Origin of the sequence: Paradevosia shaoguanensis, assembly GCF_016801025.1 — a bacterium.
Taxonomy (GTDB): Bacteria; Pseudomonadota; Alphaproteobacteria; order Rhizobiales; family Devosiaceae; genus Paradevosia; species Paradevosia shaoguanensis.
This window is the reverse complement of the sequence record NZ_CP068983.1, coordinates 3,505,146-3,527,371: the sequence shown is the minus strand read 5'-3', so window position 1 is coordinate 3,527,371 and position 22,226 is coordinate 3,505,146. Positions and strand designations below refer to the sequence as shown.

The following is a 22,226-nucleotide window of genomic DNA, read 5'->3' as shown; positions in this document are numbered from 1 at the left end:
GTAGTCCACTAGCTCTTCATCGCCAGTGGGTAAGTTTGATCTCTAAATCAGGCGTACTTGGCCTGGACTTCGGTGGCCACCGCCTGCGGGACCTGCTCGTAGTGGTCGAACGTCATCGTGTACTGTGCACGACCCTGGCTCATCGAGCGGAGGGAGTTCACGTAACCGAACATGTTCGCCAGAGGCACCAGGGCATCGACGACCTGCACGATGCCACGGCTTTCCGTACCGCGGATCTGGCCGCGGCGGGAATTCAGGTCGCCGATGACGTCGCCCATGTATTCTTCGGGCGTGACAACTTCAACCTTCATGACCGGTTCGAGGATCTTCGGGCCAGCCTTCTGCAGGGCCTCGCGGAAACCAGCGCGGCCAGCGATTTCGAAGGCGAGGACCGAGGAGTCCACGTCGTGGTAGGCGCCGTCGGTGAGGACGAACTTCACGTCCACGATCGGGAAGCCGATCAGCGGGCCGGAACCCATGACCGAAGCAACACCCTTTTCCACGCCCGGGATGTATTCCTTGGGCACGTTGCCGCCGACGACTTCCGAAGCGAACTGGAAGCCGGCACCCGGCTCATTGGGCTCGATGCGGAACTTGATGCGGGCGAACTGGCCCGAACCACCCGACTGCTTCTTGTGGGTGTAGTCGTGATCGACCGAGCGGCTGATGGCTTCACGGTAAGCCACCTGCGGCTGACCGATATTGGCCTCGACCTTGAACTCGCGACGCATACGGTCGACGAGGATGTCGAGGTGAAGTTCACCCATGCCCGAGATGATCGTCTGGCCGGATTCTTCGTCGGTCTTGACGCGGAAGGACGGATCCTCGGCAGCCAGGCGAGCGAGCGCAAGGCCCATCTTTTCCTGGTCGCCCTTGGACTTCGGCTCGACCGAGATGTCGATAACCGGATCCGGGAATTCCATGCGCTCGAGGATAACCGGCGAGTTCGGCACGCAGAGCGTGTCGCCCGTGGTGGTATCCTTCAGGCCAACGATGGCCACGATGTCGCCGGCGTAAGCTTCGGTGATCTGCTCACGGCTGTTGGCGTGCATCTGGAACATGCGGCCGACGCGTTCCTTCTTCTCCTTGACGGTGTTCTCGAGCTGGGCACCAGCTTCGAGGTGACCGGAGTAGATGCGGCAGAAGGTCAGCGAGCCCATGTGCGGGTCGTTGGCAATCTTGAACGCGAGCATCGACAGCGGCTCTTCGTCCGAAGCGTGACGCTCGATCTCGGCGCCGGTCTTGACGTCGATACCGTTGATGGCCGGGATGTCGGTCGGAGCCGGGAGGAAGTCCACGACGGCGTCGAGCAGGGGCTGCACGCCCTTGTTCTTGAACGAGGAGCCGCAGAACACCGGGTAGAACTTCGCATCGACGACGCCCTTACGGATCAGACGACGCAGGGTGTCCTTATCCGGCTGGTTGCCTTCGAGGTAAGCTTCCATGGCCGCATCGTCGATCTCGACGGCGGTTTCCACCAGCTTCTCACGGTACTCGACGGCGCGAGCCTTGAGGTCTTCCGGGATCTCGATGACGTCCCACTGCGCGCCGAGCTCTTCGTTGCGCCACACGAGCGCATTCATCTCGATGAGATCGACGACGCCCTTGAAGTCGCTTTCCGAACCGATCGGAAGCTGCATCACAAGCGTGGTGATGCCCAGGCGCTTCTTGAGGGTGTCCAGGCAGTAGTAGAAGTCAGCGCCGGTCTTATCCATCTTGTTGACGAAGATGAGACGCGGAACGTGGTACTTGTCGGCCTGGCGCCAGACGGTTTCCGTCTGGGGCTCAACGCCCTGGTTGCCGTCGAGGAGAGCCACGGCACCGTCGAGCACGCGCAGGGAACGCTCGACTTCGATGGTGAAGTCCACGTGGCCGGGGGTGTCGATGATGTTGAAGCGATACTGCTCGCCGTTGCGGCCCTTCCAGAAGGTCGTGGTCGCAGCGGAAGTGATCGTAATACCGCGTTCCTGCTCCTGCTCCATCCAATCCATGGTCGAAGCACCATCATGGGTCTCGCCCATCTTATGGTTCTTGCCGGTGTAGTAGAGGATGCGCTCGGTCGTCGTCGTCTTGCCAGCATCGATGTGAGCCATGATGCCGAAGTTACGATAATGATTGATCGGGTATTCGCGTGCCATGATGAGCTCCAACTACCAGCGGTAGTGCGAGAAGGCACGGTTGGCGTCAGCCATACGGTGCGTGTCTTCGCGTTTCTTGACGGCCTGGCCACGGCCATTGAGCGCATCCATCAGTTCGCCGGAAAGGCGCTCACGCATGGTGTGCTCGCCGCGCTTGCGGGCGGATTCGATGAGCCAGCGGATGGCCAGGGCCTGCTGACGGTCAGCGCGGACTTCGACCGGAACCTGGTACGTCGCACCACCAACGCGGCGCGAACGCACTTCCACGGCCGGACGGACGTTGTCCAGGGCAGTGTGGAAGACGGTGATCGGATCCTGCTTGGTCTTGGACTGCACGATATCGAATGCGCCGTAGACGATGCCTTCGGCGGCCGACTTCTTGCCGTCCAGCATAAGCGAGTTCATGAACTTGGTGACGACGATGTCGCCGAACTTTGCGTCCGGGTTGACTTCGCGTTTCTCAGCGCGGTGGCGACGGGACATAGATAGAACTCCTTACTTCGGACGCTTCGCGCCGTACTTGGAACGACGCTGACGGCGATCCTTGACGCTCTGGGTATCCAGAACGCCGCGCAGAACGTGATAGCGAACACCGGGAAGGTCGCGCACGCGGCCGCCACGGATCAGGACCACGGAGTGCTCCTGAAGATTATGACCTTCGCCCGGGATATAGGAAATCACTTCACGCGAAGTGGTCAGACGGACCTTGGCCACCTTGCGGAGGGCAGAGTTCGGCTTCTTGGGGGTCGTCGTGTACACACGGCTGCAAACGCCACGCTTCTGCGGGTTCGCTTCCATCGCCGGGACTTTGTTCCGCTTCGGCTTGCTCTGCCGGGGCTTGCGGATCAACTGATTAATGGTCGGCATTGCGCTCTTTCCATCCGTCCGAATTCAAAGTGGTTCAGGCGTAGCAAGCCAAATGGCGCCCACTCGATCTCACACGGAGATCGGCGGCGCCGGGATGCAGCGGACCACTTCCAATGGAAGCGTTCATGCGCACAAGAATGTCTACGTCTGTTACCAAAACCAGTGTGTTTGAGCTTCTTGGATGCCCGCGTCAGGCGGCAGATACCCGGTTGAAACTCACGACCGACCGTTAAGGTGGGCTGCGTATACCGCCCGAGTCCCCGTCCGTCAAGGGCAAGGTACTAAAAAAGGGTGTCACATAGCCCGCATGCGCGGGGGTTATGGGACGTTTGCCCTCTTCTGCGAGGCAGGCTTAGATCGCTCCACAACCTGTCGGGCGGCAGGCCTCGTATATAGGATCGAATTTCGCTATCAAAAGAGGGGGCTACACCATTTATGGTCCAATTGGGGACCTGGGAGACCACTATGACTTTGAAGGCTTTGATTCTCGGTGCCACGCTAACGCTGGGAACGGCATGCTCCGCGTTCGCTGCCGGGTCCGACCTGATCGATGGCAACGACGTGAATGCGATTCTCGAGCTGGCGCGCGGCTACGGGGAGGCTAAGCTCGAAAAGCAGGACAACGGCGATCCCAAGATCAAGGGTGACCTGGATGGCATCACCTACGCCATCTATTTCATGAACTGCACGGACAACAAGGATTGCGAGGACCTGAACTTCTACGCCGGTTTCCTCGACCTCAAGCCCGAGATGGACGTCATCAATTCCTGGAATCGCGACAAGCGCTTCGGCAAGGCCTATCTCGACAGCGACGGCGACGCCGTCGTCGAAATGGACCTTAACCTCGAGCACGGCATCTCTTCGGACAACCTGGACGCCGACATCTCGGTATGGAGCCTGGTCGTCGAGCAATATGCCGAGCACATCGGCTACGAGAAGTAAGCCGCAAGACAGAATCGGTTTTCGAGAGGGCGGCTCAGGCCGCCCTTTTGTTTTGGGAATCGAAGGGAGCGTACTCTCAGCTCCCAACGTCCCGCGGTCGGAACGACATATCGGGAGCGCGGCCCCTACCCCACGACCGCCAGAATGAACCCGTCATACCCCTTGCTCCCCACGGTCTGCATCGAGGTCGCCGCCACGCGCGGATCACGCCCGAGAATCTCGAACGCCGCCCGCGCGCCGCGCACATTGGCATCCGTGCTCCCCTCGTCCACGACCACCCCGTTCCTGATCACGTTGTCGCAGACAATCACGGTGCCCGGCCGGGAGAGCTTGAGCGCCCAGTCGATATAGCTCGGGTTGTTCGGCTTGTCGGCATCGATGAAGATGAAGTCGAACGGCCCTGCCCCATCCGCCGCCAGCCCCGGCAGCGTATCGAGCGCCGCGCCCACGCGCACTTCGATCACGTCCCCGAGTCCCGCGCTCTCGATATTGGCCCGCGCCACCTCCGCGTGATGCGGGTTGAACTCAAGGGTCACCGCCCGTCCGCCCGCCGGCAACGCCCGCGCCATCCAGATCGTCGAATAGGCGCCGAGCGTCCCGATCTCCAGCACGCGCTTGGCGCCGGCCATCCGCACCAGCAGGTTAAGCAGCTTGCCCTGTGCCGGCGAAACGTCGATCGCGGGCAACCCTTCTTCCGCGTTGCGGGCCAACACGCCGTCCAGCACCGGGTCGTCGGCAATGAGGTTCGCCACGATGTAGTTGTCGACTGCGTTCCAGGTCTGGTTGGTCATGCTTCTTCCTCGGGGTTTGCGCATAATCACGCTAGGCGCTTACGGCGCAGGATGCCATAATGTCGGCACTACGGGTCGCATCCGGACTATGAGGTAAAGATATGGAAAACGACGATTACGGAACCGCAAACGTACTGGGCTATTTCGGCTTGGTTTTGATCGCCCTGGCCGCGGTCTTCCTGCTGGCCATCTGGTACGCGGTCGCCACGCACGGCGCGGCGTAACCTCATCGCCAGGAGCGTTACCAAGGGAGCCGCAAGGCTCCCTTTTCGTTTGGCCCGTTGCGGGCATGAAAAAAGGGGGCCCGGAGGCCCCCTTTCCTGTTCTGATCGTGCCGAAGCTTACTCGGCCGGTACGGACGGCGCCGGGATGGCGGCCGTCTCGCTGTGGCGGCGGCGTTCCTCGAGGATGAGGTCGTCGCGCTTGCCGGCCACGAGCTTTGCAGCCGTGGTCATGGCGCCGGTACCAGCCGGGATGAGGCGGCCGACGATGACGTTTTCCTTGAGGCCTTCGAGAAGGTCGGCCTTGCCGGAAATGGCAGCCTCGGTGAGCACGCGGGTCGTTTCCTGGAAGGAAGCGGCCGACACGAACGAGCGGGTCTGTAGCGACGCCTTGGTGATACCCAGCAGCACCGGGTTCGCGTGGGCGGGCTTGCGGCCATCGGCCACCAGCTGATCATTGAGCTCGTCGAAATCGAGCTTGTCGATCTGCTCGTCCTTGAGCAGGCCGCTGTCACCCGGATCGGTGATTTCGACCTTCTGCAGCATCTGGCGAACGATCACTTCGATGTGCTTGTCGTTAATCAACACGCCCTGGAGACGGTAGACTTCCTGGATTTCGTTGACGAGGTAACGAGCAAGCTCTTCCACGCCCTTGATGGCCAGGATGTCGTGCGGTGCCGGGTTGCCGTCGAGGATGTATTCGCCCTTCTCGATGGTGTCGCCTTCCTGCAGGTGGAACGGCTTGCCCTTCGGGATCAGGTACTCGACGGGCTCGGCGCCCTCTTCATGCGGCTCGATGATGACGCGACGCTTGTTCTTGTAGTCGCGACCGAAGCGGATGGTGCCATCGATCTCGGCGATGATGGCGTGATCCTTCGGACGGCGAGCCTCGAACAGTTCCGCCACGCGCGGCAGACCACCGGTGATGTCCTTGGTCTTGGCGCTTTCCAGCGGGATACGAGCCAGGACGTCACCAGCCGAAACCTTCTCGCCCGGCTCGACCGCGATAACGGCGTCAACCGAGAGCAGGTAACGGGCTTCGCCACCACGCTCGAGCTTGGCAACGGCGCCGCTGCGCGAGACGGTGATCGCCGGCTTCAGGCTGTCCGAACGCTGGCTGGTCCGCCAGTCGATCACGACGCGCTTGGTGAAGCCGGTGGTTTCGTCGGTGGTTTCCGCGATGGAAGCACCATCCACCAGGTCCTCGAAGCCAACCTCGCCGTCGACGTCGGCCAGGATCGGACGGGTGTACGGGTCCCATTCGGCCAGACGCTGGCCGCGCTTGACCATGTCGCCGTCCTTGACGCGGATCTTGGCACCATAGGTCACGCGGTGCGTGGCCCGGTCCTTGCCTTCCGGATCGAGGATGGCCAGGGTCACGTTACGGCCCATGGCGATGAGCAGGCCACCCGAGATCTTGGCAACATTGGCGTTGCGGATCTCGATCTTGCCTTCTGCGCCGGCTTCCAGGAACGAGCTGTCGACCACCTGTGCCGTACCACCGATGTGGAACGTACGCATGGTGAGCTGCGTGCCGGGTTCACCGATCGACTGCGCGGCGATAACGCCGACAGCTTCACCGATGTTGACCGGAGTACCGCGAGCGAGGTCACGACCGTAGCAGGCGGCGCAGCAACCCTGACGCATGTCACAGGTCAGCGGCGAGCGGATACGGACCGACTGGATACGGGCCTCTTCGATCGCATCGACGTGCTTCTCTTCGAGCAGCGTGCCCTTGGCCACCAGAACATCGCCCGTCGCCGGGTTGAAGATGTCGTCGGCGGCCGTACGGCCCAGGATACGCTGGCCGAGGGTGGCCACGATCTGGCCGGCATCCACGATCGGCTCCATGGTCAGGCCACGCTCAGTACCGCAATCGAGTTCGGTAATGATCGAGTCCTGCGCCACGTCCACCAGACGACGGGTCAGGTAACCCGAGTTGGCGGTCTTGAGCGCGGTGTCGGCGAGACCCTTACGGGCACCGTGGGTCGAGTTGAAGTACTCGAGAACGGTGAGGCCTTCCTTGAAGTTGGCCGTGATCGGGGTCTCGATGATCGAGCCGTCCGGGCGGGCCATCAGGCCACGCATGCCGGCAAGCTGCTTCATCTGCGCCGGTGAACCACGGGCGCCCGAGTGGCTCATCATGTAAACCGAGTTGATCGGCTTCTGACGACCGGTCTCCTGGTCGATCTGAACGGCAGCAATGCCCTTCATCATCTCTTCGGCGACCTTGTCACCGCACTTGGCCCAGGCGTCGACCACCTTGTTGTACTTCTCGCCCTGAGTGATCAGGCCGTCGTTGTACTGCTGCTCGAATTCCTCGACCTGCTTACGGGTCTCGTCGACGATCTTATACTTGCTCGCCGGGATAACCATGTCGTCCTTGCCGAACGAAATGCCCGCGTCGCACGCGTTCTTGAAGCCGAGCTGCATGACGCGGTCACAGAAAATGACCGTCTCCTTCTGACCGCAACCGCGATACACGGTGTCGATCATCTTGGAGATCATCTTCTTGGTCATGAGCTGGTTCGCGGTCGCGAACGGCACAGCCGGGTGCTTGGGCAGGATCTGCCCGATCATCATGCGGCCCGGGGTCGTCTCCACGATCTCGGTGGTCTGGTTGCCGTTCTCGTCGAACGAAACCACACGGCCCTTGATCTTGGAATGGAGCGTCACCACGCCCGTATCCAGGGCATGCTCGAGCTCTGCCATGGACGAGAACATCATGCCCTGGCCGGGCTCGTTCTCATTCATGAGCGACAGATAATAGAGACCAAGCACGATGTCCTGGCTCGGCACGATGATCGGCTGACCATTGGCCGGGTGCAGGATGTTGTTGGTCGACATCATCAGCACGCGGGCTTCGAGCTGAGCTTCGAGCGACAGCGGCACGTGCACGGCCATCTGGTCGCCGTCGAAGTCGGCGTTGAAGGCCGAGCAGACGAGCGGGTGCAGACGGATGGCCTTGCCTTCGATCAGCATGGGCTCGAAAGCCTGGATGCCGAGGCGGTGCAGGGTCGGAGCGCGGTTCAGCAGAACCGGGTGCTCGCGGATGACCTCGTCCAGGATATCCCAGACTTCCGGCTTTTCCTTTTCGACCAGCTTCTTGGCCTGCTTGACGGTGGACGAGAAGCCCTTGGCTTCAAGACGCGAATAGATGAACGGCTTGAAGAGCTCCAGAGCCATCTTCTTGGGAAGACCGCACTGGTGGAGCTTCAGCTCCGGACCCACGGTGATCACCGAACGGCCGGAATAGTCCACGCGCTTGCCGAGCAGGTTCTGACGGAACCGGCCCTGCTTGCCCTTGAGCATATCCGAGAGCGACTTGAGCGGACGCTTGTTCGCACCGGTGATGGTGCGGCCACGGCGGCCGTTGTCAAACAGCGCGTCCACAGCTTCCTGCAGCATGCGCTTTTCGTTGCGGATGATGATGTCCGGCGCACGCAGTTCGATCAGGCGCTTGAGGCGGTTGTTACGGTTGATCACGCGACGATAGAGGTCGTTCAGATCCGACGTAGCAAAGCGGCCGCCATCCAGCGGAACCAGCGGACGCAGTTCCGGCGGAATGACCGGGATCACGGTCATGATCATCCATTCGGGCTTGTTGCCCGAAACGATGAACTGCTCCACGACCTTGAGGCGCTTGGCGAGCTTCTTCGGCTTCAGTTCCGTGGTCGACTCGGCAATTTCCACGCGCAGGTCGGCCGCGATCTTTTCGAGATCGAGGGCGAGCAGGATGTCGCGGATGGCCTCGGCGCCGATCTTGGCGGTGAAGCTGTCGGCGCCATACTGGTCCTGGGCGTCGAGGTACTGTTCCTCGGTCAGCAGCTCATGCAGGCTGAACGGAGTCAGGCCGGGCTCGAGAACGACGTAGTGCTCGAAGTAGAGGATGCGCTCGATGTCCTTGAGCGTCATATCGAGCAGCAGCGCGATACGGGACGGCAGGGACTTGAGGAACCAGATGTGGGCGACGGGCGCGGCGAGCTCGATATGGCCCATGCGCTCGCGGCGGACGCGCGACAGCGTGACTTCAACGCCGCACTTCTCGCAGATGACGCCCTTGAACTTCATGCGCTTGTACTTGCCGCAAAGGCACTCGTAGTCCTTCACGGGGCCAAAGATACGCGCGCAGAACAGGCCGTCACGCTCGGGCTTGAACGTACGGTAGTTGATGGTCTCGGGCTTTTTGATCTCGCCATAGGACCACGACAGGATCTTTTCCGGGCTCGCGATCGAGATTTTCATCTGATCGAAAGTCTGCGCCGGAACCTGCGGATTGAACGGGTCCATGACGTGAGAATGATGATTCATTCGGTCTCTCCTCGTTTCGCGAGTTTCGGGCTCACCGGCCCGAAACCCCACGAAAGCGTTTCAATTAATGGCTGAGGCGAATTATTCCGCCGCGGCCTGAGGAGGCTCCAGCTCCGCTTCGGCCTGCTGGTCGTCGGCAGCTTCGGCCGTATCGAGCTCGACATTGAGCCCGAGCGACCGGATTTCCTTGACCAGCACGTTGAAGCTTTCCGGAATGCCCGCTTCGAAGGTGTCGTCGCCGCGCACGATGGCCTCGTAGACCTTGGTACGGCCGGCCACGTCGTCCGACTTGATCGTCAGCATTTCCTGGAGGGTGTACGCCGCGCCGTAAGCTTCGAGCGCCCACACTTCCATTTCGCCGAAGCGCTGACCACCGAACTGCGCCTTGCCGCCCAGCGGCTGCTGGGTAACGAGCGAGTAGGGGCCGATCGAACGGGCGTGGATCTTGTCGTCCACCAGGTGATGCAGCTTGAGCATGTAGATGTAGCCCACGGTCACCTGACGGTCGAACTGCTCGCCGGTACGGCCGTCAAAGACGGTCGACTGGCCGGAGGACTTGAGCCCTGCCCTTTCGAGCATTTCGACGATGTTGGCTTCCTTGGCGCCATCGAACACCGGGGTAGCGATATGGACACCCTTGGAGAGGTGTTCACCCAGGCGAACCATGCTGTCGTCATCGAGGCCGGCGACATAGTCGTCACCTTCGAAGAGCTGGCCGATCTCCAGCTTGAGCGGCTTCAGATCGCCGTTCTGCTGATAGATGCGGACCATCTCGTCGATCTTCTTGCCGACGCCGGCGCAAGCCCAGCCGAGGTGGGTTTCCAGAATCTGGCCCACGTTCATGCGGGATGGCACACCGAGCGGGTTCAGCACGATGTCGACGGGCGTGCCGTCTTCCAGGTACGGCATGTCTTCGAGCGGAGTGATCTTGGACACCACGCCCTTGTTGCCGTGACGGCCGGCCATCTTGTCGCCCGGCTGGATCTTGCGCTTGGTCGCGACGAAGACCTTGACCATCTTCATCACGCCCGGCGGAAGTTCGTCACCGCGCTGCAGCTTGTCCACCTTGTCGATGAAGCGCTGCTCGAGCATCCGGCGGCTCTCTTCATACTGCGCATGAAGAGCTTCCATCTCGGTCATGACCTTGTCGTCTTCGACCGCGAACTGCCACCACTTGGAACGAGGCTGAGCCTCGAACATCTGGTCATTGAGCTTGGTGCCCACGACATAGCCCTTCGGGCCAGCCGTAGCCGCCTTGCCGAACAGCATTTCCTTCAGACGCGCATAGACGTTGCGGTCCAGGATCGACTGCTCGTCGTCGCGGTCCTTGGCCAGGCGCTCGATTTCCTCGCGCTCGATAGCCATGGCGCGCTCGTCCTTGTCGATGCCGTGGCGGTTGAACACGCGCACTTCAACGACAGTACCAGCATCGCCCGGTGGCACGCGGAGCGAGGTATCGCGAACGTCCGAAGCCTTCTCGCCGAAGATGGCGCGGAGGAGCTTCTCTTCCGGCGTCATCGGGCTTTCGCCCTTCGGCGTGATCTTGCCGACCAGGATATCGCCCGGGCCGACATCGGCACCGATATGGACGATACCGGCTTCGTCGAGGTTCTTGAGCGCTTCTTCCGAAACGTTCGGAATGTCGCGCGTGATTTCCTCGGGGCCGAGCTTGGTGTCGCGGGCCATCACTTCGTATTCCTCGATGTGAATCGAGGTGAAGACGTCCTGCATCGCGATCTTTTCGCTCAGGAGGATCGAGTCTTCGAAGTTGTAGCCGTTCCACGGCATGAACGCGACGAGCACGTTGCGGCCGAGAGCGAGATCGCCGAGGTCGGTCGAGGGACCATCCGCAACGATGTCGCCGGCTTCGACGTGGTCGCCCACCACCACCAGCGGACGCTGGTTGATGCAGGTCGACTGGTTCGAACGCTGGAACTTCATCAGGTTGTAGATGTCCACGCCCGACTTGGACGCGTCCGTCTCTTCGGTGGCGCGGATAACGATACGGGTCGCATCCACCTGGTCCACGATGCCCTTGCGCTTGGCGACGATCGCGGCGCCCGAGTCACGGGCCACGACCGGCTCCATGCCCGTGCCCACGAACGGAGCTTCCGCACGCAGCAGCGGCACGGCCTGACGCTGCATGTTCGAGCCCATGAGCGCGCGGTTGGCGTCGTCGTTCTCGAGGAACGGGATGAGCGCCGCGGCGACCGAAACGATCTGCTTGGGCGACACGTCCATCAGGTCGATCAGTTCCTTGGGAGTCAGGCCGTTGTCGCCGGCATGGCGGGCCAGCACGAGATCGTCGGCGAATTCGCCCTTCCCGTTCAGGTTCGCGTTAGCCTGTGCGACGTAGTGCTTGGCCTCTTCCATGGCCGAGAGGTAGACCACCTCTTCGGTGACCTTGCCGTCCACGATCTTGCGGTACGGCGTCTCGATGAAGCCGTACTTGTTGACGCGGGCGAACGTGGCCAGCGAGTTGATCAGACCGATATTCGGGCCTTCCGGCGTCTCGATCGGGCAGATACGGCCATAATGGGTCGGATGCACGTCACGGACTTCGAAGCCGGCGCGCTCACGGGTGAGACCACCAGGCCCAAGAGCCGACAAACGGCGCTTGTGGGTGATTTCCGAGAGCGGGTTGGTCTGGTCCATGAACTGCGACAGCTGGGACGAGCCGAAGAACTCGCGGACAGCGGCGGCAGCCGGCTTGGCGTTGATCAGGTCCTGCGGCATGACGGTGTCGATTTCGACAGACGACATGCGCTCCTTGATCGCGCGCTCCATGCGGAGCAGGCCAAGACGGTAATGGTTCTCCATCAGCTCGCCGACCGAACGCACGCGACGGTTGCCGAGGTTGTCGATGTCGTCGATTTCGCCACGGCCGTCACGCAGGTTCACCAGCGTACGGACGACTTCAACGATGTCGTCCTTGCGCAGGATGCGGACCGAGTCATCGACGTCGAGGTCGAGGCGCATGTTCATCTTGACGCGGCCGACGGCCGACAGGTCATAGCGCTCGCTGTCGAAGAACAGCGAGTTGAACATGGCTTCGGCGGTCTCGACCGTCGGCGGCTCGCCCGGACGCATCACGCGATAGATGTCGAAGAGCGCGTCTTCACGCGACTCGTTCTTGTCCACGGCAAGCGTGTTGCGGATGTAGGCGCCGATATTGACGTGGTCGATATCGAGGATCGGCAGCGCGTCGAAGCCCAGTTCCTTGAGCTTGTTGAGCAGCTTCTCGTCGATCTCGTCGCCGGCTTCGACATAGACTTCACCGGTCTGGAAGTTGATGAGGTCTTCGGCGACATAGGTGCCGTAGAGGTCTTCATCGACAGCCAGCAGGTGGGTCAGGCCGTTCTCGGCGAGCTTCTTGGCCTGGCGGGCCGAGAGCTTCTTGCCGCCCTCATGGACCACGTCGCCGGTCTTGGCGTCGATCAGGTCATGGGTCGGCTTGGCATTCTTCATCTTTTCCCAGTCGTAGGGAACCTGCCAGCCGGTCTTGGTCTTCTCGTAGTTCAGCGTGTTGTAATAGGTCGCAAGGATTTCCTCGGCATCCATGCCGAGCGCCTTGAGCAGCGAGGTCACCGGAATCTTGCGGCGACGGTCGATACGCGCATAGACGATGTCCTTGGCGTCGAACTCGATGTCGAGCCACGAGCCGCGGTAGGGAATGATGCGGCCGGCAAACAGCAGCTTGCCCGAGGAGTGGGTCTTGCCCTTGTCGTGGTCGAAGAACACGCCGGGCGAACGGTGCATCTGCGATACGATGACGCGCTCGGTGCCGTTCACGATGAACGTACCGTTGGAAGTCATGAAGGGCATGTCGCCCATATAGACGTCCTGCTCCTTGATGTCCTTGACGGAGCGGGCGCCGGTTTCTTCGTCCACTTCGAACACGATCAGCCGCAGCGTCACCTTGAGCGGCGCGGCGAAGGTCATATCGCGCTGCCGGCACTCGTCGACGTCATACTTGGGCTGCTCGAACTCGTACTTCACGAATTCGAGGGAAGCGGTATTGGAAAAGTCCGTGATCGGGAAAACCGACTTGAAGACAGCCTGAAGTCCTTCCTCATTGCGACCGCCCTTGGGCTCGTCGACCATGAGGAACTGATCGTAGGAGGCCTTTTGGACCTCGATCAGGTTCGGCATCTCCGTGACTTCGCGAATGCGGCCGAAAGTCTTGCGTACCTTACGGCGGCCGTTGAACGTGGTAGCCATAAAAGCTCCTGTCTTTCTCGATGTCTCGGAGGCAAATGTCCAAAGACCCGACTATTCATCGTCGGCTCTCGGGACATGTGCCCTGGGTGTGTACTTAATTTCCGCAACTATCGCCCTACCCCGTCTCGGGGCGGCGACCCATCCAGCAACGCGGACGGGGAATGCGGGGCGGCGCCGGAGCGCCACCCCAAAACGAAAGACGAACTTACTTGAGTTCGACCTTGGCGCCGGCGTCTTCCAGCTTCTTCTTGATGTCTTCGGCTTCAGCCTTCGAAGCGCCTTCCTTGATGGCCTTCGGAGCGCCTTCGACGAGAGCCTTGGCTTCGCCCAGGCCCAGACCGGTGATGGCGCGGACTTCCTTGATCACGTTGATCTTGTTGTCGCCGAACGAAGCGAGGATCACATCGAATTCGGTCTTTTCTTCGGCAGCGGCGGCCGGAGCGGCAGCGCCGGCAGCAGCGACGGCGACCGGAGCGGCAGCCGAAACGCCCCACTTCTCTTCGAGAAGCTTGGACAGCTCGGAAGCTTCCAGGACGGTCAGGGCGGACAGTTCATCAACGAGTTTGGCGAGATCAGCCATTTGAATACTCTTTCAGGTTTGTTTCAGTTCGAACCGTGGACGTGGTCCACGAAGGGTTATGCTGCGCTCTTGTCCGCATAAGCGGCCAACACGCGGGCAATCTGTCCGCCAGGCGCCTGAACGACCGACGCGATACGGGTACCCGGCTGCTTGAGCATGCCGGCGAGCGTAGCGCGCAGTTGATCGAGCGAAGGCATCGTAGCCAGGGCCTTGACGTTTTCCACGTCGAGGGCGGTTGCACCCATGGCGCCACCGAGAATGACGAACTTCTGGTTCTTCTCGGCGAACTTGGCTGCGATCTTGGGCGCAGCCATCGGGTCTTCCGCATAGGCGACGATCGTCGGGCCCGTAAACAGGCTCGAGATGTCCGCAGTATCGGTTTCCTTCAGAGCGAGCTTGGCAAGACGGTTCTTTGCGACCTTGACCTTGCCACCGACATCGCGAACCTGCTTGCGCAGGTTTTCGAAGTCAGCAACGGTAAGGCCGGAATTCTGCGCAACGACGATCGACCCAGCGCCAGCAAAAGCTGCCTGGAGCGATTCGACGACAACGCGCTTTTCCGCTCTTTCCATGCCAGTCTCCACATTCAGTCCAGCGTTGCCGCCGGACCCTTTGCCATTTGCTGCCCCCTCCCCGGATCGCTCCGGCTCAGGATGCAACGGTTACATGCCTGTCAACCGAACGCCCCGGAGGGCAGCTTGGCCTGGTTCGAACCCGAAAACCGAAAGGGCCGATCGGCCCTCGAAATCTTCTGGTCTTCCCCCCGTCTATTGCAGGCTTTGGTTTTAAGTCCGCCCGTAAAGGGTTGGGACGCCAGCAGTCTCGGACAGGTCTTTACCGGATTTCTCCGGTTTCCCGGACGGCCCGAAGGCCGTCCGAAATTCTTGTTGCCAGCCCTTAGAGGACCGACGACGGCTCCACGTGCACGCCCGGACCCTGGGTCGAGGAAACGGCAACGCGCTTCATGTAGGTACCCTTGGCGCCCGACGGCTTGGCCCTGTTCACGGCGTCCGCGAAAGCCTTGATGTTCTGCAGAAGAGCTTCTTCGCTGAACGAGGCCTTGCCGACACCGGCGTGCAGGATACCGGCCTTCTCGACGCGGAACTCCACGGCGCCACCCTTGGCGGCCTTGACGGCGCCGGCGACATCCGGGGTAACCGTACCCACCTTCGGGTTCGGCATCAGGTTGCGCGGGCCGAGGATCTTACCCAGGCGGCCGACGAGCGGCATCATGTCCGGGGTTGCGATCACGCGGTCGAAGTTGATCGTGCCGCCCTGGATCTGATCGACCAGGTCCTCGGCGCCGACGACTTCAGCACCAGCCTTGCGGGCTTCTTCGGCCTTGGCGTCGCGAGCGAAAACCGCCACGCGAACGTGCTTGCCGGTGCCGTTGGGCAGGTTCACCACGCCGCGGACCATCTGGTCTGCGTGACGCGGATCGACACCCAGGTTGAAGGCGACTTCGATCGACTCGTCGAACTTGGCGGTGGCGCGAGCCTTCACCATCTTGACGGCTTCATCGAGGCCATAAAGCTTCTTGCGATCGATGCCCTCGCGGGCCTTCTCAATGCGCTTACCAACGTGTGCCATGACGCTTAACCCTCGACCTGCAGACCCATCGAACGGGCAGAGCCCGCGATCATGGTCATAGCGGCATCAACGTCATAGGCGTTGAGATCCTTCAACTTCTTCTCGGCGATCTCGCGGATCTGGGCCTGCGTGATCGTGCCAGCCGATTCCTTGCCCGGAAGCTTGGAACCCGACTTGAGGCTCATGGCCTTCTTGAGGAAGTAGGTGACCGGCGGGAGCTTCGTCTCGAAGGTGAAGCTCTTGTCGGCGTAGATGGTGATCACGACCGGGGTCGGGGCACCCTTTTCCATTTCCTGCGTAGCCGCGTTGAAGGCCTTGCAGAATTCCATGATGTTCAGGCCGCGCTGACCGAGAGCGGGACCGATCGGGGGCGACGGGGTCGCCGAGCCGGCTGCCACCTGAAGCTTCAGATAGCCGGTGATTTTCTTTGCCATTTTCGTCCTTTCAAGCTTCGCACTCGCGTGCGTCGCCGGGTTTGCCTAGTGCCCGCTGTCATTGCGGGCGTTTGACGCCGTGGTCCGAGAGTTTTGTCGGTGGCTGGCGGCCACCACCCTCTTCCACGGATTTGCAGCCGGGCGTTCTAGCCCTTGCCGCCGTAACAGTCAGATCAAACCTTCTCGACCTGACCGTATTCCAGCTCCACGGGCGTCGGGCGCCCGAAGATCGAAACTTCCACCTTGAGGCGCGAACGCTCCTCGTCCACTTCCTCGACCACGCCGTTGAAGCTGGCGAAGGGGCCGTCGGAGACGCGAACCTGCTCGCCGACCTCGAACGAGACGGAGGGCTTGGGATGCTCGACGCCTTCCTGCACCTGCTGCAGGATGGCCATGGCCTCGTTTTCCGAGATCGGCATCGGCTTGTCGCCGGAGCCCAGGAAACCCGTGACCTTGGGGGTATTCTTGATCAGGTGGAACGCCTGATCGGTCATGTCCATCTTCACCAGCACGTAGCCGGGGAAGAACTTGCGCTCGGTGTCGACCTTGCGGCCGCGACGGATCTCGACGACCTTCTCGGTCGGAACGATCACGTCCTCGAACAGGTGCTCGAGCTTGTTCTGCGCAACCTTCTCGCGGATCGACTCTGCGACCTTGCGTTCGAAGTTGCTATACGCCTGAACAATGTACCAGCGCTTGGCCATGCCGCTCCGCCGCTCCTGCTAAATTCTTGTTTTTACGTCCGCTTATCAGCGGATCGACAACATCCACTGGACGCCCCAGGCGATGATCATGTCGGCGACCAGGAAGAAGATGCTCGCCAGCGCCACCAGCACCAGCACCATCGCGGTCGAGATCAGAACTTCGTTCCGGCTCGGCCATACGACCTTGCTGACTTCGCTACGCACCTGCTGGAGAAACGTGATGGGATTGGTGCGTGCCATATAACCGTCAGCCTTTGGGAACTAAATATCCATAGCCAAATAGCCGGGCGAGTCACTCGCACGGCTGGGAAAGGGCGATATAGACACTTTATTTAGCAATTGCAACACCGGCCCGAAGGAATTTGCCCCGGACACGCAATTGTGGTCACCCTGCTGGCGCACCACGTTTCTGGTGGGCTCGTACCGGGCGGTCTTGCTCCCGCCGCCCTGAAACAGGAGATGGCTCATGTATACTCATATTCTCATTGCGACCGACGGCAGCGATCTGGCGGCAAAGGGCATCGACCAGGGCGTACGTCTGGCCCAGAAACTGGGCGCCAGCGTGACCGTTGTCACCGTTACCGAGCCCTGGGTCTCCATCGGCACCGACGCCACCTTCGGCTGGGGCGGCTATTCCAACCCGCTCGACGAATACGAGAAGGCCAGCGACGAGTCCGCCAAGGCTATCCTGACCAAGGCCAAGGAAGCTGCCGCCGCCATCGGCGCCGACGTCAAGACACTCCATATTCCCAATCAATATCCCGCCGATGCCATCGTCAACGCTGCTCAGGAACTGGGCGCCGACCTCATCGTCATGGCCTCCCACGGCCGCCGCGGTCTCGGCCGCCTGCTGCTCGGCAGCCAGGCCACGCAGGTCCTAACCCACAGCAACGTGCCCGTGCTCATCATCAAATAGGCTTTTCGCCCAGCCGTTCAAGCAGCGCGCCGATGATCGGCGCCTGCCCCTTGGCGAGCTTTGGTATCGCCGCCTCGGGCGAAAACCACCCTGCCCTGTCCGCTTCCGGAAATTGCTGCCGCCGCCCCGATCGCGGCGGCCATTCCAGTTCGAACATGTTGCTCTTCAGGTCCGCGACGTCGAACGCGCCCTCGGCCGCCCACACCGCAACGGTCTTGCTCGCATTCTGCCTGAACGTCCCGAGCTCGATGAACGGCCCCTCGACGGCGTGCCCGGTCTCTTCCTCGAACTCCCGACGCGCCGCAGCCAGCGGTTCCTCGCCAGGCTCTTGCAACCCCTTGGGGATGGTCCAGGCGCCCTCGTCCTTGCGTGCCCAGAAAGGCCCGCCATGGTGCAACAGCAGGACCTCCACCGATCCCGCCACCCGCCGATAGAGCAATATCCCGCTGCTGGTGAGCATGATCCCTCCATGCTGCGGCCCCGCACCCCTTCACGCAACAAAAAAGGCGCCCCGAAGGACGCCCGAAGTGTTCGCGGATAGGTTGGTCTATTTGGCCGCCCGCAGCGAGGCCCACCCCAAGACGGCCATAAAGGAGAGGAATAGGGTAAGTATGGCGCACACCATGAAAATGCTGTCGGACGGCATGTGAAACTCCTGGTTCATCACGCCCTTCTTGAAGCACCCTGCCCGATCTAATTCCTTGATCTAGATCAAATTTATCGGATTTAGCGGTCTCAGCCGCACCGCTCCTCGAGCACCGCCAGATCCGGCACGACAATGTCGCGCAGCTTGTCGATCTCGATGACGCCCGCCCCCTTGAGCCGCGTCATCTGGCGCGAAACCGTCTCGATGGTCAGCCCGAGGAAATCGGCGATATCGGCGCGGCTCAGCGGCAGCCGGAATTCGGCCCGCCCGCCCTCCGCCGCCCGGGGATTGGCATGGGTGGCAATGAGATAGAGGAAGCTCGCCACCTTCTCCTCGGCCGATTTTCGGCCGAGCGTGACGATCCAGTCCCGCGCCTCGTCCAGCTCGCGCAGCGCCTGCCGCATCAGCCGGTTTTCCAGCGCCGGGTTCTCGCCCACCAGCTTTTCTAGCGCCGCCCGCGGCACGCGGCAGAGCTCGACATCGGAAGCGGCCTCCGCCCCCAGATGGTTCTCTGTACCGTAGAGCCGCCCCAAAAAGTCCGGTGCGAATTGCAGGCCCACGACCTGCCGCCGCCCGTCTTCCAGCGTCTTGGTGAGTTTGACCACGCCCGCCATCACATTGGCATAGGCGCCCGGCTCATCCGCCTCGCGCACCAGCTGCTCGCCTGCCTCGTGGCGGACCACCCGCGTGCTCCTGGCCAGCTCGCTCAGTTGCTCGGGGTCGAGCGCGCCGCAGAGGCCCCTGTGCCGCGCTTCACAGCTCTGGCACAACACCGGCACGTTGGAATTATGAATGTCCTTGCGAGCGATCACGAGCCCTATCCTTATGGGCAACATAGGGCCAGATGCACTGAAATGCGAGAGAACCCGCGCTCACGGGATAAAAACAACCCCGGCGCTGTGGCCGGGGTCAGGGAGACTGTCTGGAAGCCTTTGACAAACGCGCCCAATGCGGGATGGTTCCTCCAAGCCAGCAAACCCGGGGCCCGATGAAAACCGCCTTGCGCATCCTATTCGCCACCGTCGTCATCGCGCTGGCCCTGGGCGGCATCTACGCCTTCACCCTCGGCGGCAACTTCGTCTATCTCGGCCTGGGCGCTTATGTTCTCGCGTGGCTGCTCTATTTCTTCCGCCCGCGCAAAAGCTGATGACGATCACACTATTGTCATTGTTGAGCAAAATGGTCGTGCGACCTGCCAACTATCTGGAGAATCGCATGAACCGTCTTGCCGTCCTCATCGCCCTCGCGGCGCTCTCGCCCCTTGCCGCTACGGCCGAAGAACTGACGGTGGAAGGCGCGGACCTTCAGCGGGCGATTGCCTGCGACGGCGAAGACGTCGGCATCTACGGCGCCGATAACCAGATCGACCTCACCGGCAATTGCGGCAACGTCCTCGTCTACGGCAGCAAGCACGTCGTGACCTTCGAGCACGCCGCCTCCCTCACCGTCTCGGGCATGAATCACATCACCACCGGTGGCGACGTCGCCAAGCTGATCGTGGATACTGCCGACAGCACCGTCACGGTCACCATCGACGGCAAGGATGCTGCCGGCGCCATCGACGTCAGCGGCACCGGCCACAAGGTCAAGCTCAACCTGGTTTCCGCCTCGACCCTGGAAGTCGCTGGCTCGGACCAATCGGTCGAGTGGACCATCGCCAAGGGCATCAAGCAGCCCAAGGTCCAGATGTCGGGCGTCGGCAACAAGGTCGGCCCCGCGCCCTGATTTATCCCCTGCGCGAAAACCCGCGCTAACCTGACAGCGCCGCACTCAGCATCCCGCGAAATGCGGCGCCGTCAAAAAGGGGAAAACACTTCCGCGAAATTGCGCTCAAAGCTGCCGAAAACCCGTGCAGGATCGCCAAACATTGCCCGAAATTGAGTCAAAATTTAACGATTCGAAGCGGCATGGCGGAGTAACAGCGTAATTATTTCAATGAGTTAATCTCGAAAGCTCTACCAAAAGAGCCGCATTTTTCGCGAAAACACCTCACGCAGCGAAAAACCGCCGCCCCGGCAAAGGACGCACTTCCCGAGAATCAGCATGCGCGCGGACCTATCCGCGCCGCTCGATCCTCACAGCGATGTCTGGAAATTCACGGTCGTCGAGCGACCTTTAGTGCCTGGCAGGGGCAGAGGGACTCGAACCCACGACCCTCGGTTTTGGAGACCGATGCTCTACCAACTGAGCTATACCCCTTCAGGCGACGAACCCTCTACTGGGAAAGCCGGACTCGCGCAAGGGGTTTGGCGGTCCCATCGCGATTTACACACCCCTAACGCTGCGCCTCCGTGGCGAGCCGAACGGCCAGCCCGGCCAGCACCGTTCCCATGAACCAGCGCTGCGCCGCCATCCAGAACGGACGCCGCGTCAGGAAGACCGCGATGCTCCCCGCCCCCAGCGCGATCATGGCGTTGACGCTCACGCTGATCACCGTCTGTGTGAAGCCCAGCACCAGCGATTGCATGAGCACCTGCCCCTTCTCGGCGCTGATGAACTGCGGCAGCAGCGACAGGTACATCATCGCGATCTTGGGATTGAGCAGGTTCGTCAGGAACCCCATCAGGAAAAGCTTGCGCGGGCTGTCCTTGGGGAGTTCCCGAACCTGGAACGGCGAGTGCCCGCCGGGCTTGAGCGCCTGCCAGGCCAGATAGAGCAGATAGACCGCTCCCCCGAACCGCAGCGCATCATAGGCGAAGGGCACCGCCATGATGATGGCCGTGATGCCGAACGCCGCGCACAGCATGTAGAACACGAACCCCAGCGCCACCCCGCCCAATGAGATCAGCCCCGCCATCCGCCCCTGCGAGATCGAGCGCGAGACGACATAGACCATGTTCGGCCCGGGCGTCAGCACGAGCCCCAGCGAAACGAGGGCGAAGGCAAGCAGGTTGGGCAGTTCAGGCATGGAGGGTCACCGTCGGAGGGCGGCGAAGAAGTGCCACGCCCTTGCGATGCTGGCAATATCCGTCAGCCCGCCACGTGCCGGCTGACCGATTGTTCGACCCAGCGGGAGACGATATTGGCCGGCTCGTTCCCCACCGCTTCGCAGTTCCCGTGCCGCTCGAAGCTCCGCCGCGCCACGGTCACATCCACTGCGATCCCATCGACCTCGGCCAGGAACACCATCTCGTCCGCGCTCGCCGTCTGCAGCGACAGCGCTGTCGCTCCGTCATTCCCTCCGGCCGTCACCGCAAAGCGCCGTGCCGCCAGCTCAGCCACCTGCTGCGGCTCCTCGAGCCCGATCCGTCCCATCGAGAGCGGCAGGTAGGTCTCGCCCCGCCCGATCGCCTCCAGGAATTCCGGCACCTGCTCGGGCCGCAGCCGCCCATAGCGCGCCGCATTCGGCTGCACGCAGAGCGAGGTGGCGAACCGGCATCCACCAAGGTGGTTGCACTGCAGGATGTTGAACTTGTCCGGGTCGGCCTGCGCCACCAGCGCCTTGTAGGTCGCGTAGCCATAACGCGCGCAACAGGCATCGCGCCGGCTGTCGGTGCAGACGAGGATCGTCGTCCGCTCCTCGACCCTGCCGCCTATCTCGCCGCCATCCGCCCAACGCCGCATGGCCGCAGCGATGGTTTCCTCGTCCACCCCGTCGAGCACCTGGTTCTCCGGGAAGGCCATCAATTGCGGTACGTCGCCCCGACCCTCGACCTTGTCCATGAAGAGCGCATAGGCGCTCTTGGAATAGGCATAGGCCTGCGCTTCCTCCAGCAGCGGAGACAGCCCCACCGCCGTGCGCCGCAGCCGCCATTGCCCATGCGGCACCGCCAGCAGCAGCACGCGGCGCAGGTCGAGCGCGGTTCCCTCATGCGGTTCGCCCCGCTCGAGCGCCAGGTCCGTGCAGAACGTCCGCGCCGCCATC

Annotated in this window: 21 protein-coding genes and 1 tRNA gene; 5 read left to right on the top strand and 17 right to left on the bottom strand. The window is 61.9% G+C overall.

The genetic code is table 11. The annotated features are described in order from the left end of the window. Positions 1-47 precede the first annotated feature (47 nt). Genes fusA through rpsL form a run of 3 tightly spaced genes read right to left on the bottom strand, consistent with a single transcriptional unit; the run spans position 48 to position 3,005 of the window. Complete coding sequence (gene fusA / locus JNE37_RS17135) at positions 48-2,138, bottom strand: elongation factor G (RefSeq protein WP_035038608.1); 2,091 nt, start codon at positions 2,136-2,138, stop codon at positions 48-50. 12 nt (positions 2,139-2,150) lie between these two features. Further along, the gene (rpsG, locus tag JNE37_RS17130) at positions 2,151-2,621 is read right to left on the bottom strand and encodes a 30S ribosomal protein S7 (RefSeq protein ID WP_035038340.1); all 471 of its coding nucleotides are present in this window, start codon (positions 2,619-2,621) and stop codon (positions 2,151-2,153) included. Positions 2,622-2,633: 12 nt separating this feature from the next. Continuing rightward, entirely contained in the window at positions 2,634-3,005 is a 372-nt protein-coding gene (rpsL, locus tag JNE37_RS17125; protein ID WP_035038339.1) for a 30S ribosomal protein S12, read from the bottom strand. A 465-nt stretch (positions 3,006-3,470) separates the two neighbouring features. Between rpsL and JNE37_RS17120 the strand changes: the two genes are divergently transcribed. Further along, positions 3,471-3,947: a YbjN domain-containing protein gene (locus JNE37_RS17120; RefSeq protein ID WP_035038337.1), complete on the top strand. Its 477-nt coding sequence runs from the start codon at positions 3,471-3,473 to the stop codon at positions 3,945-3,947. A gap of 125 nt (positions 3,948-4,072) precedes the next feature. On the opposite strand, the gene JNE37_RS17115 is transcribed toward JNE37_RS17120, so the two are convergent. Continuing rightward, positions 4,073-4,738 carry an O-methyltransferase gene (locus JNE37_RS17115; protein WP_203063987.1) on the bottom strand — a complete coding sequence of 222 codons (666 nt, stop codon included), beginning with the start codon at positions 4,736-4,738 and terminating at the stop codon, positions 4,073-4,075. Positions 4,739-4,839: 101 nt separating this feature from the next. Here JNE37_RS17115 and JNE37_RS22800 point away from each other — a divergent pair, with 101 nt between their 5' ends. Then, complete coding sequence (locus tag JNE37_RS22800) at positions 4,840-4,962, top strand: hypothetical protein (protein WP_281394915.1); 123 nt, start codon at positions 4,840-4,842, stop codon at positions 4,960-4,962. Positions 4,963-5,079: 117 nt separating this feature from the next. Here JNE37_RS22800 and rpoC read toward each other — a convergent pair whose 3' ends face one another. The 8 genes from rpoC to secE form a co-directional block, all read right to left on the bottom strand. Beyond that, entirely contained in the window at positions 5,080-9,270 is a 4,191-nt protein-coding gene (gene rpoC, locus JNE37_RS17110; RefSeq protein WP_203063986.1) for a DNA-directed RNA polymerase subunit beta', read from the bottom strand. 81 nt (positions 9,271-9,351) lie between these two features. Further along, positions 9,352-13,491, bottom strand: a complete 4,140-nt coding sequence (gene rpoB / locus JNE37_RS17105) for a DNA-directed RNA polymerase subunit beta (RefSeq protein ID WP_035038329.1) — start codon at positions 13,489-13,491, stop codon at positions 9,352-9,354. 205 nt (positions 13,492-13,696) lie between these two features. Beyond that, positions 13,697-14,071 carry a 50S ribosomal protein L7/L12 gene (gene rplL, locus JNE37_RS17100; protein WP_035038327.1) on the bottom strand — a complete coding sequence of 125 codons (375 nt, stop codon included), beginning with the start codon at positions 14,069-14,071 and terminating at the stop codon, positions 13,697-13,699. A gap of 56 nt (positions 14,072-14,127) precedes the next feature. Next, entirely contained in the window at positions 14,128-14,643 is a 516-nt protein-coding gene (gene rplJ / locus JNE37_RS17095) for a 50S ribosomal protein L10 (protein WP_203063985.1), read from the bottom strand. A 325-nt stretch (positions 14,644-14,968) separates the two neighbouring features. Continuing rightward, positions 14,969-15,661 (bottom strand): 50S ribosomal protein L1, encoded by a 693-nt coding sequence (gene rplA / locus JNE37_RS17090; protein WP_182400061.1) that lies wholly within the window; start codon positions 15,659-15,661, stop codon positions 14,969-14,971. A gap of 5 nt (positions 15,662-15,666) precedes the next feature. After that, a complete protein-coding gene (gene rplK / locus JNE37_RS17085; protein ID WP_035038321.1) occupies positions 15,667-16,095 on the bottom strand; it encodes a 50S ribosomal protein L11 in 429 nt (142 codons plus the stop codon). Positions 16,096-16,268: 173 nt separating this feature from the next. Then, the gene (gene nusG / locus JNE37_RS17080; RefSeq protein WP_035088883.1) at positions 16,269-16,799 is read right to left on the bottom strand and encodes a transcription termination/antitermination protein NusG; all 531 of its coding nucleotides are present in this window, start codon (positions 16,797-16,799) and stop codon (positions 16,269-16,271) included. A gap of 45 nt (positions 16,800-16,844) precedes the next feature. Beyond that, positions 16,845-17,039, bottom strand: a complete 195-nt coding sequence (secE, locus tag JNE37_RS17075) for a preprotein translocase subunit SecE (RefSeq protein WP_035038317.1) — start codon at positions 17,037-17,039, stop codon at positions 16,845-16,847. Between the two features lie 226 nt (positions 17,040-17,265). Between secE and JNE37_RS17070 the strand changes: the two genes are divergently transcribed. Then, complete coding sequence (locus JNE37_RS17070; protein WP_035038311.1) at positions 17,266-17,715, top strand: universal stress protein; 450 nt, start codon at positions 17,266-17,268, stop codon at positions 17,713-17,715. On the opposite strand, the gene JNE37_RS17065 is transcribed toward JNE37_RS17070, so the two are convergent. Continuing rightward, complete coding sequence (locus JNE37_RS17065; protein ID WP_203066418.1) at positions 17,708-18,178, bottom strand: NUDIX hydrolase; 471 nt, start codon at positions 18,176-18,178, stop codon at positions 17,708-17,710. The two genes, JNE37_RS17070 and JNE37_RS17065, sit on opposite strands and share 8 nt — an antisense overlap. Positions 18,179-18,450: 272 nt before the next feature. Further along, complete coding sequence (locus JNE37_RS17060) at positions 18,451-19,173, bottom strand: Crp/Fnr family transcriptional regulator (protein WP_281394914.1); 723 nt, start codon at positions 19,171-19,173, stop codon at positions 18,451-18,453. 188 nt (positions 19,174-19,361) lie between these two features. Here JNE37_RS17060 and JNE37_RS17055 point away from each other — a divergent pair, with 188 nt between their 5' ends. Further along, positions 19,362-19,508: a hypothetical protein gene (locus tag JNE37_RS17055; protein WP_203063983.1), complete on the top strand. Its 147-nt coding sequence runs from the start codon at positions 19,362-19,364 to the stop codon at positions 19,506-19,508. A gap of 68 nt (positions 19,509-19,576) precedes the next feature. Further along, on the top strand, positions 19,577-20,086 hold the full coding sequence (locus JNE37_RS17050) for a DUF3060 domain-containing protein (RefSeq protein WP_203063982.1): 510 nt from the start codon (positions 19,577-19,579) through the stop codon (positions 20,084-20,086). Between the two features lie 398 nt (positions 20,087-20,484). Here JNE37_RS17050 and JNE37_RS17045 read toward each other — a convergent pair. The 3 genes from JNE37_RS17045 to JNE37_RS17035 form a co-directional block, all read right to left on the bottom strand. Beyond that, positions 20,485-20,560, bottom strand: a tRNA-Trp gene (locus JNE37_RS17045). 76 nt (positions 20,561-20,636) lie between these two features. Then, entirely contained in the window at positions 20,637-21,269 is a 633-nt protein-coding gene (locus JNE37_RS17040) for a LysE family translocator (protein WP_203063981.1), read from the bottom strand. A 62-nt stretch (positions 21,270-21,331) separates the two neighbouring features. Next, a complete protein-coding gene (locus JNE37_RS17035) occupies positions 21,332-22,225 on the bottom strand; it encodes a sucrase ferredoxin (protein ID WP_203063980.1) in 894 nt (297 codons plus the stop codon). Position 22,226: the final 1 nt, after the last annotated feature.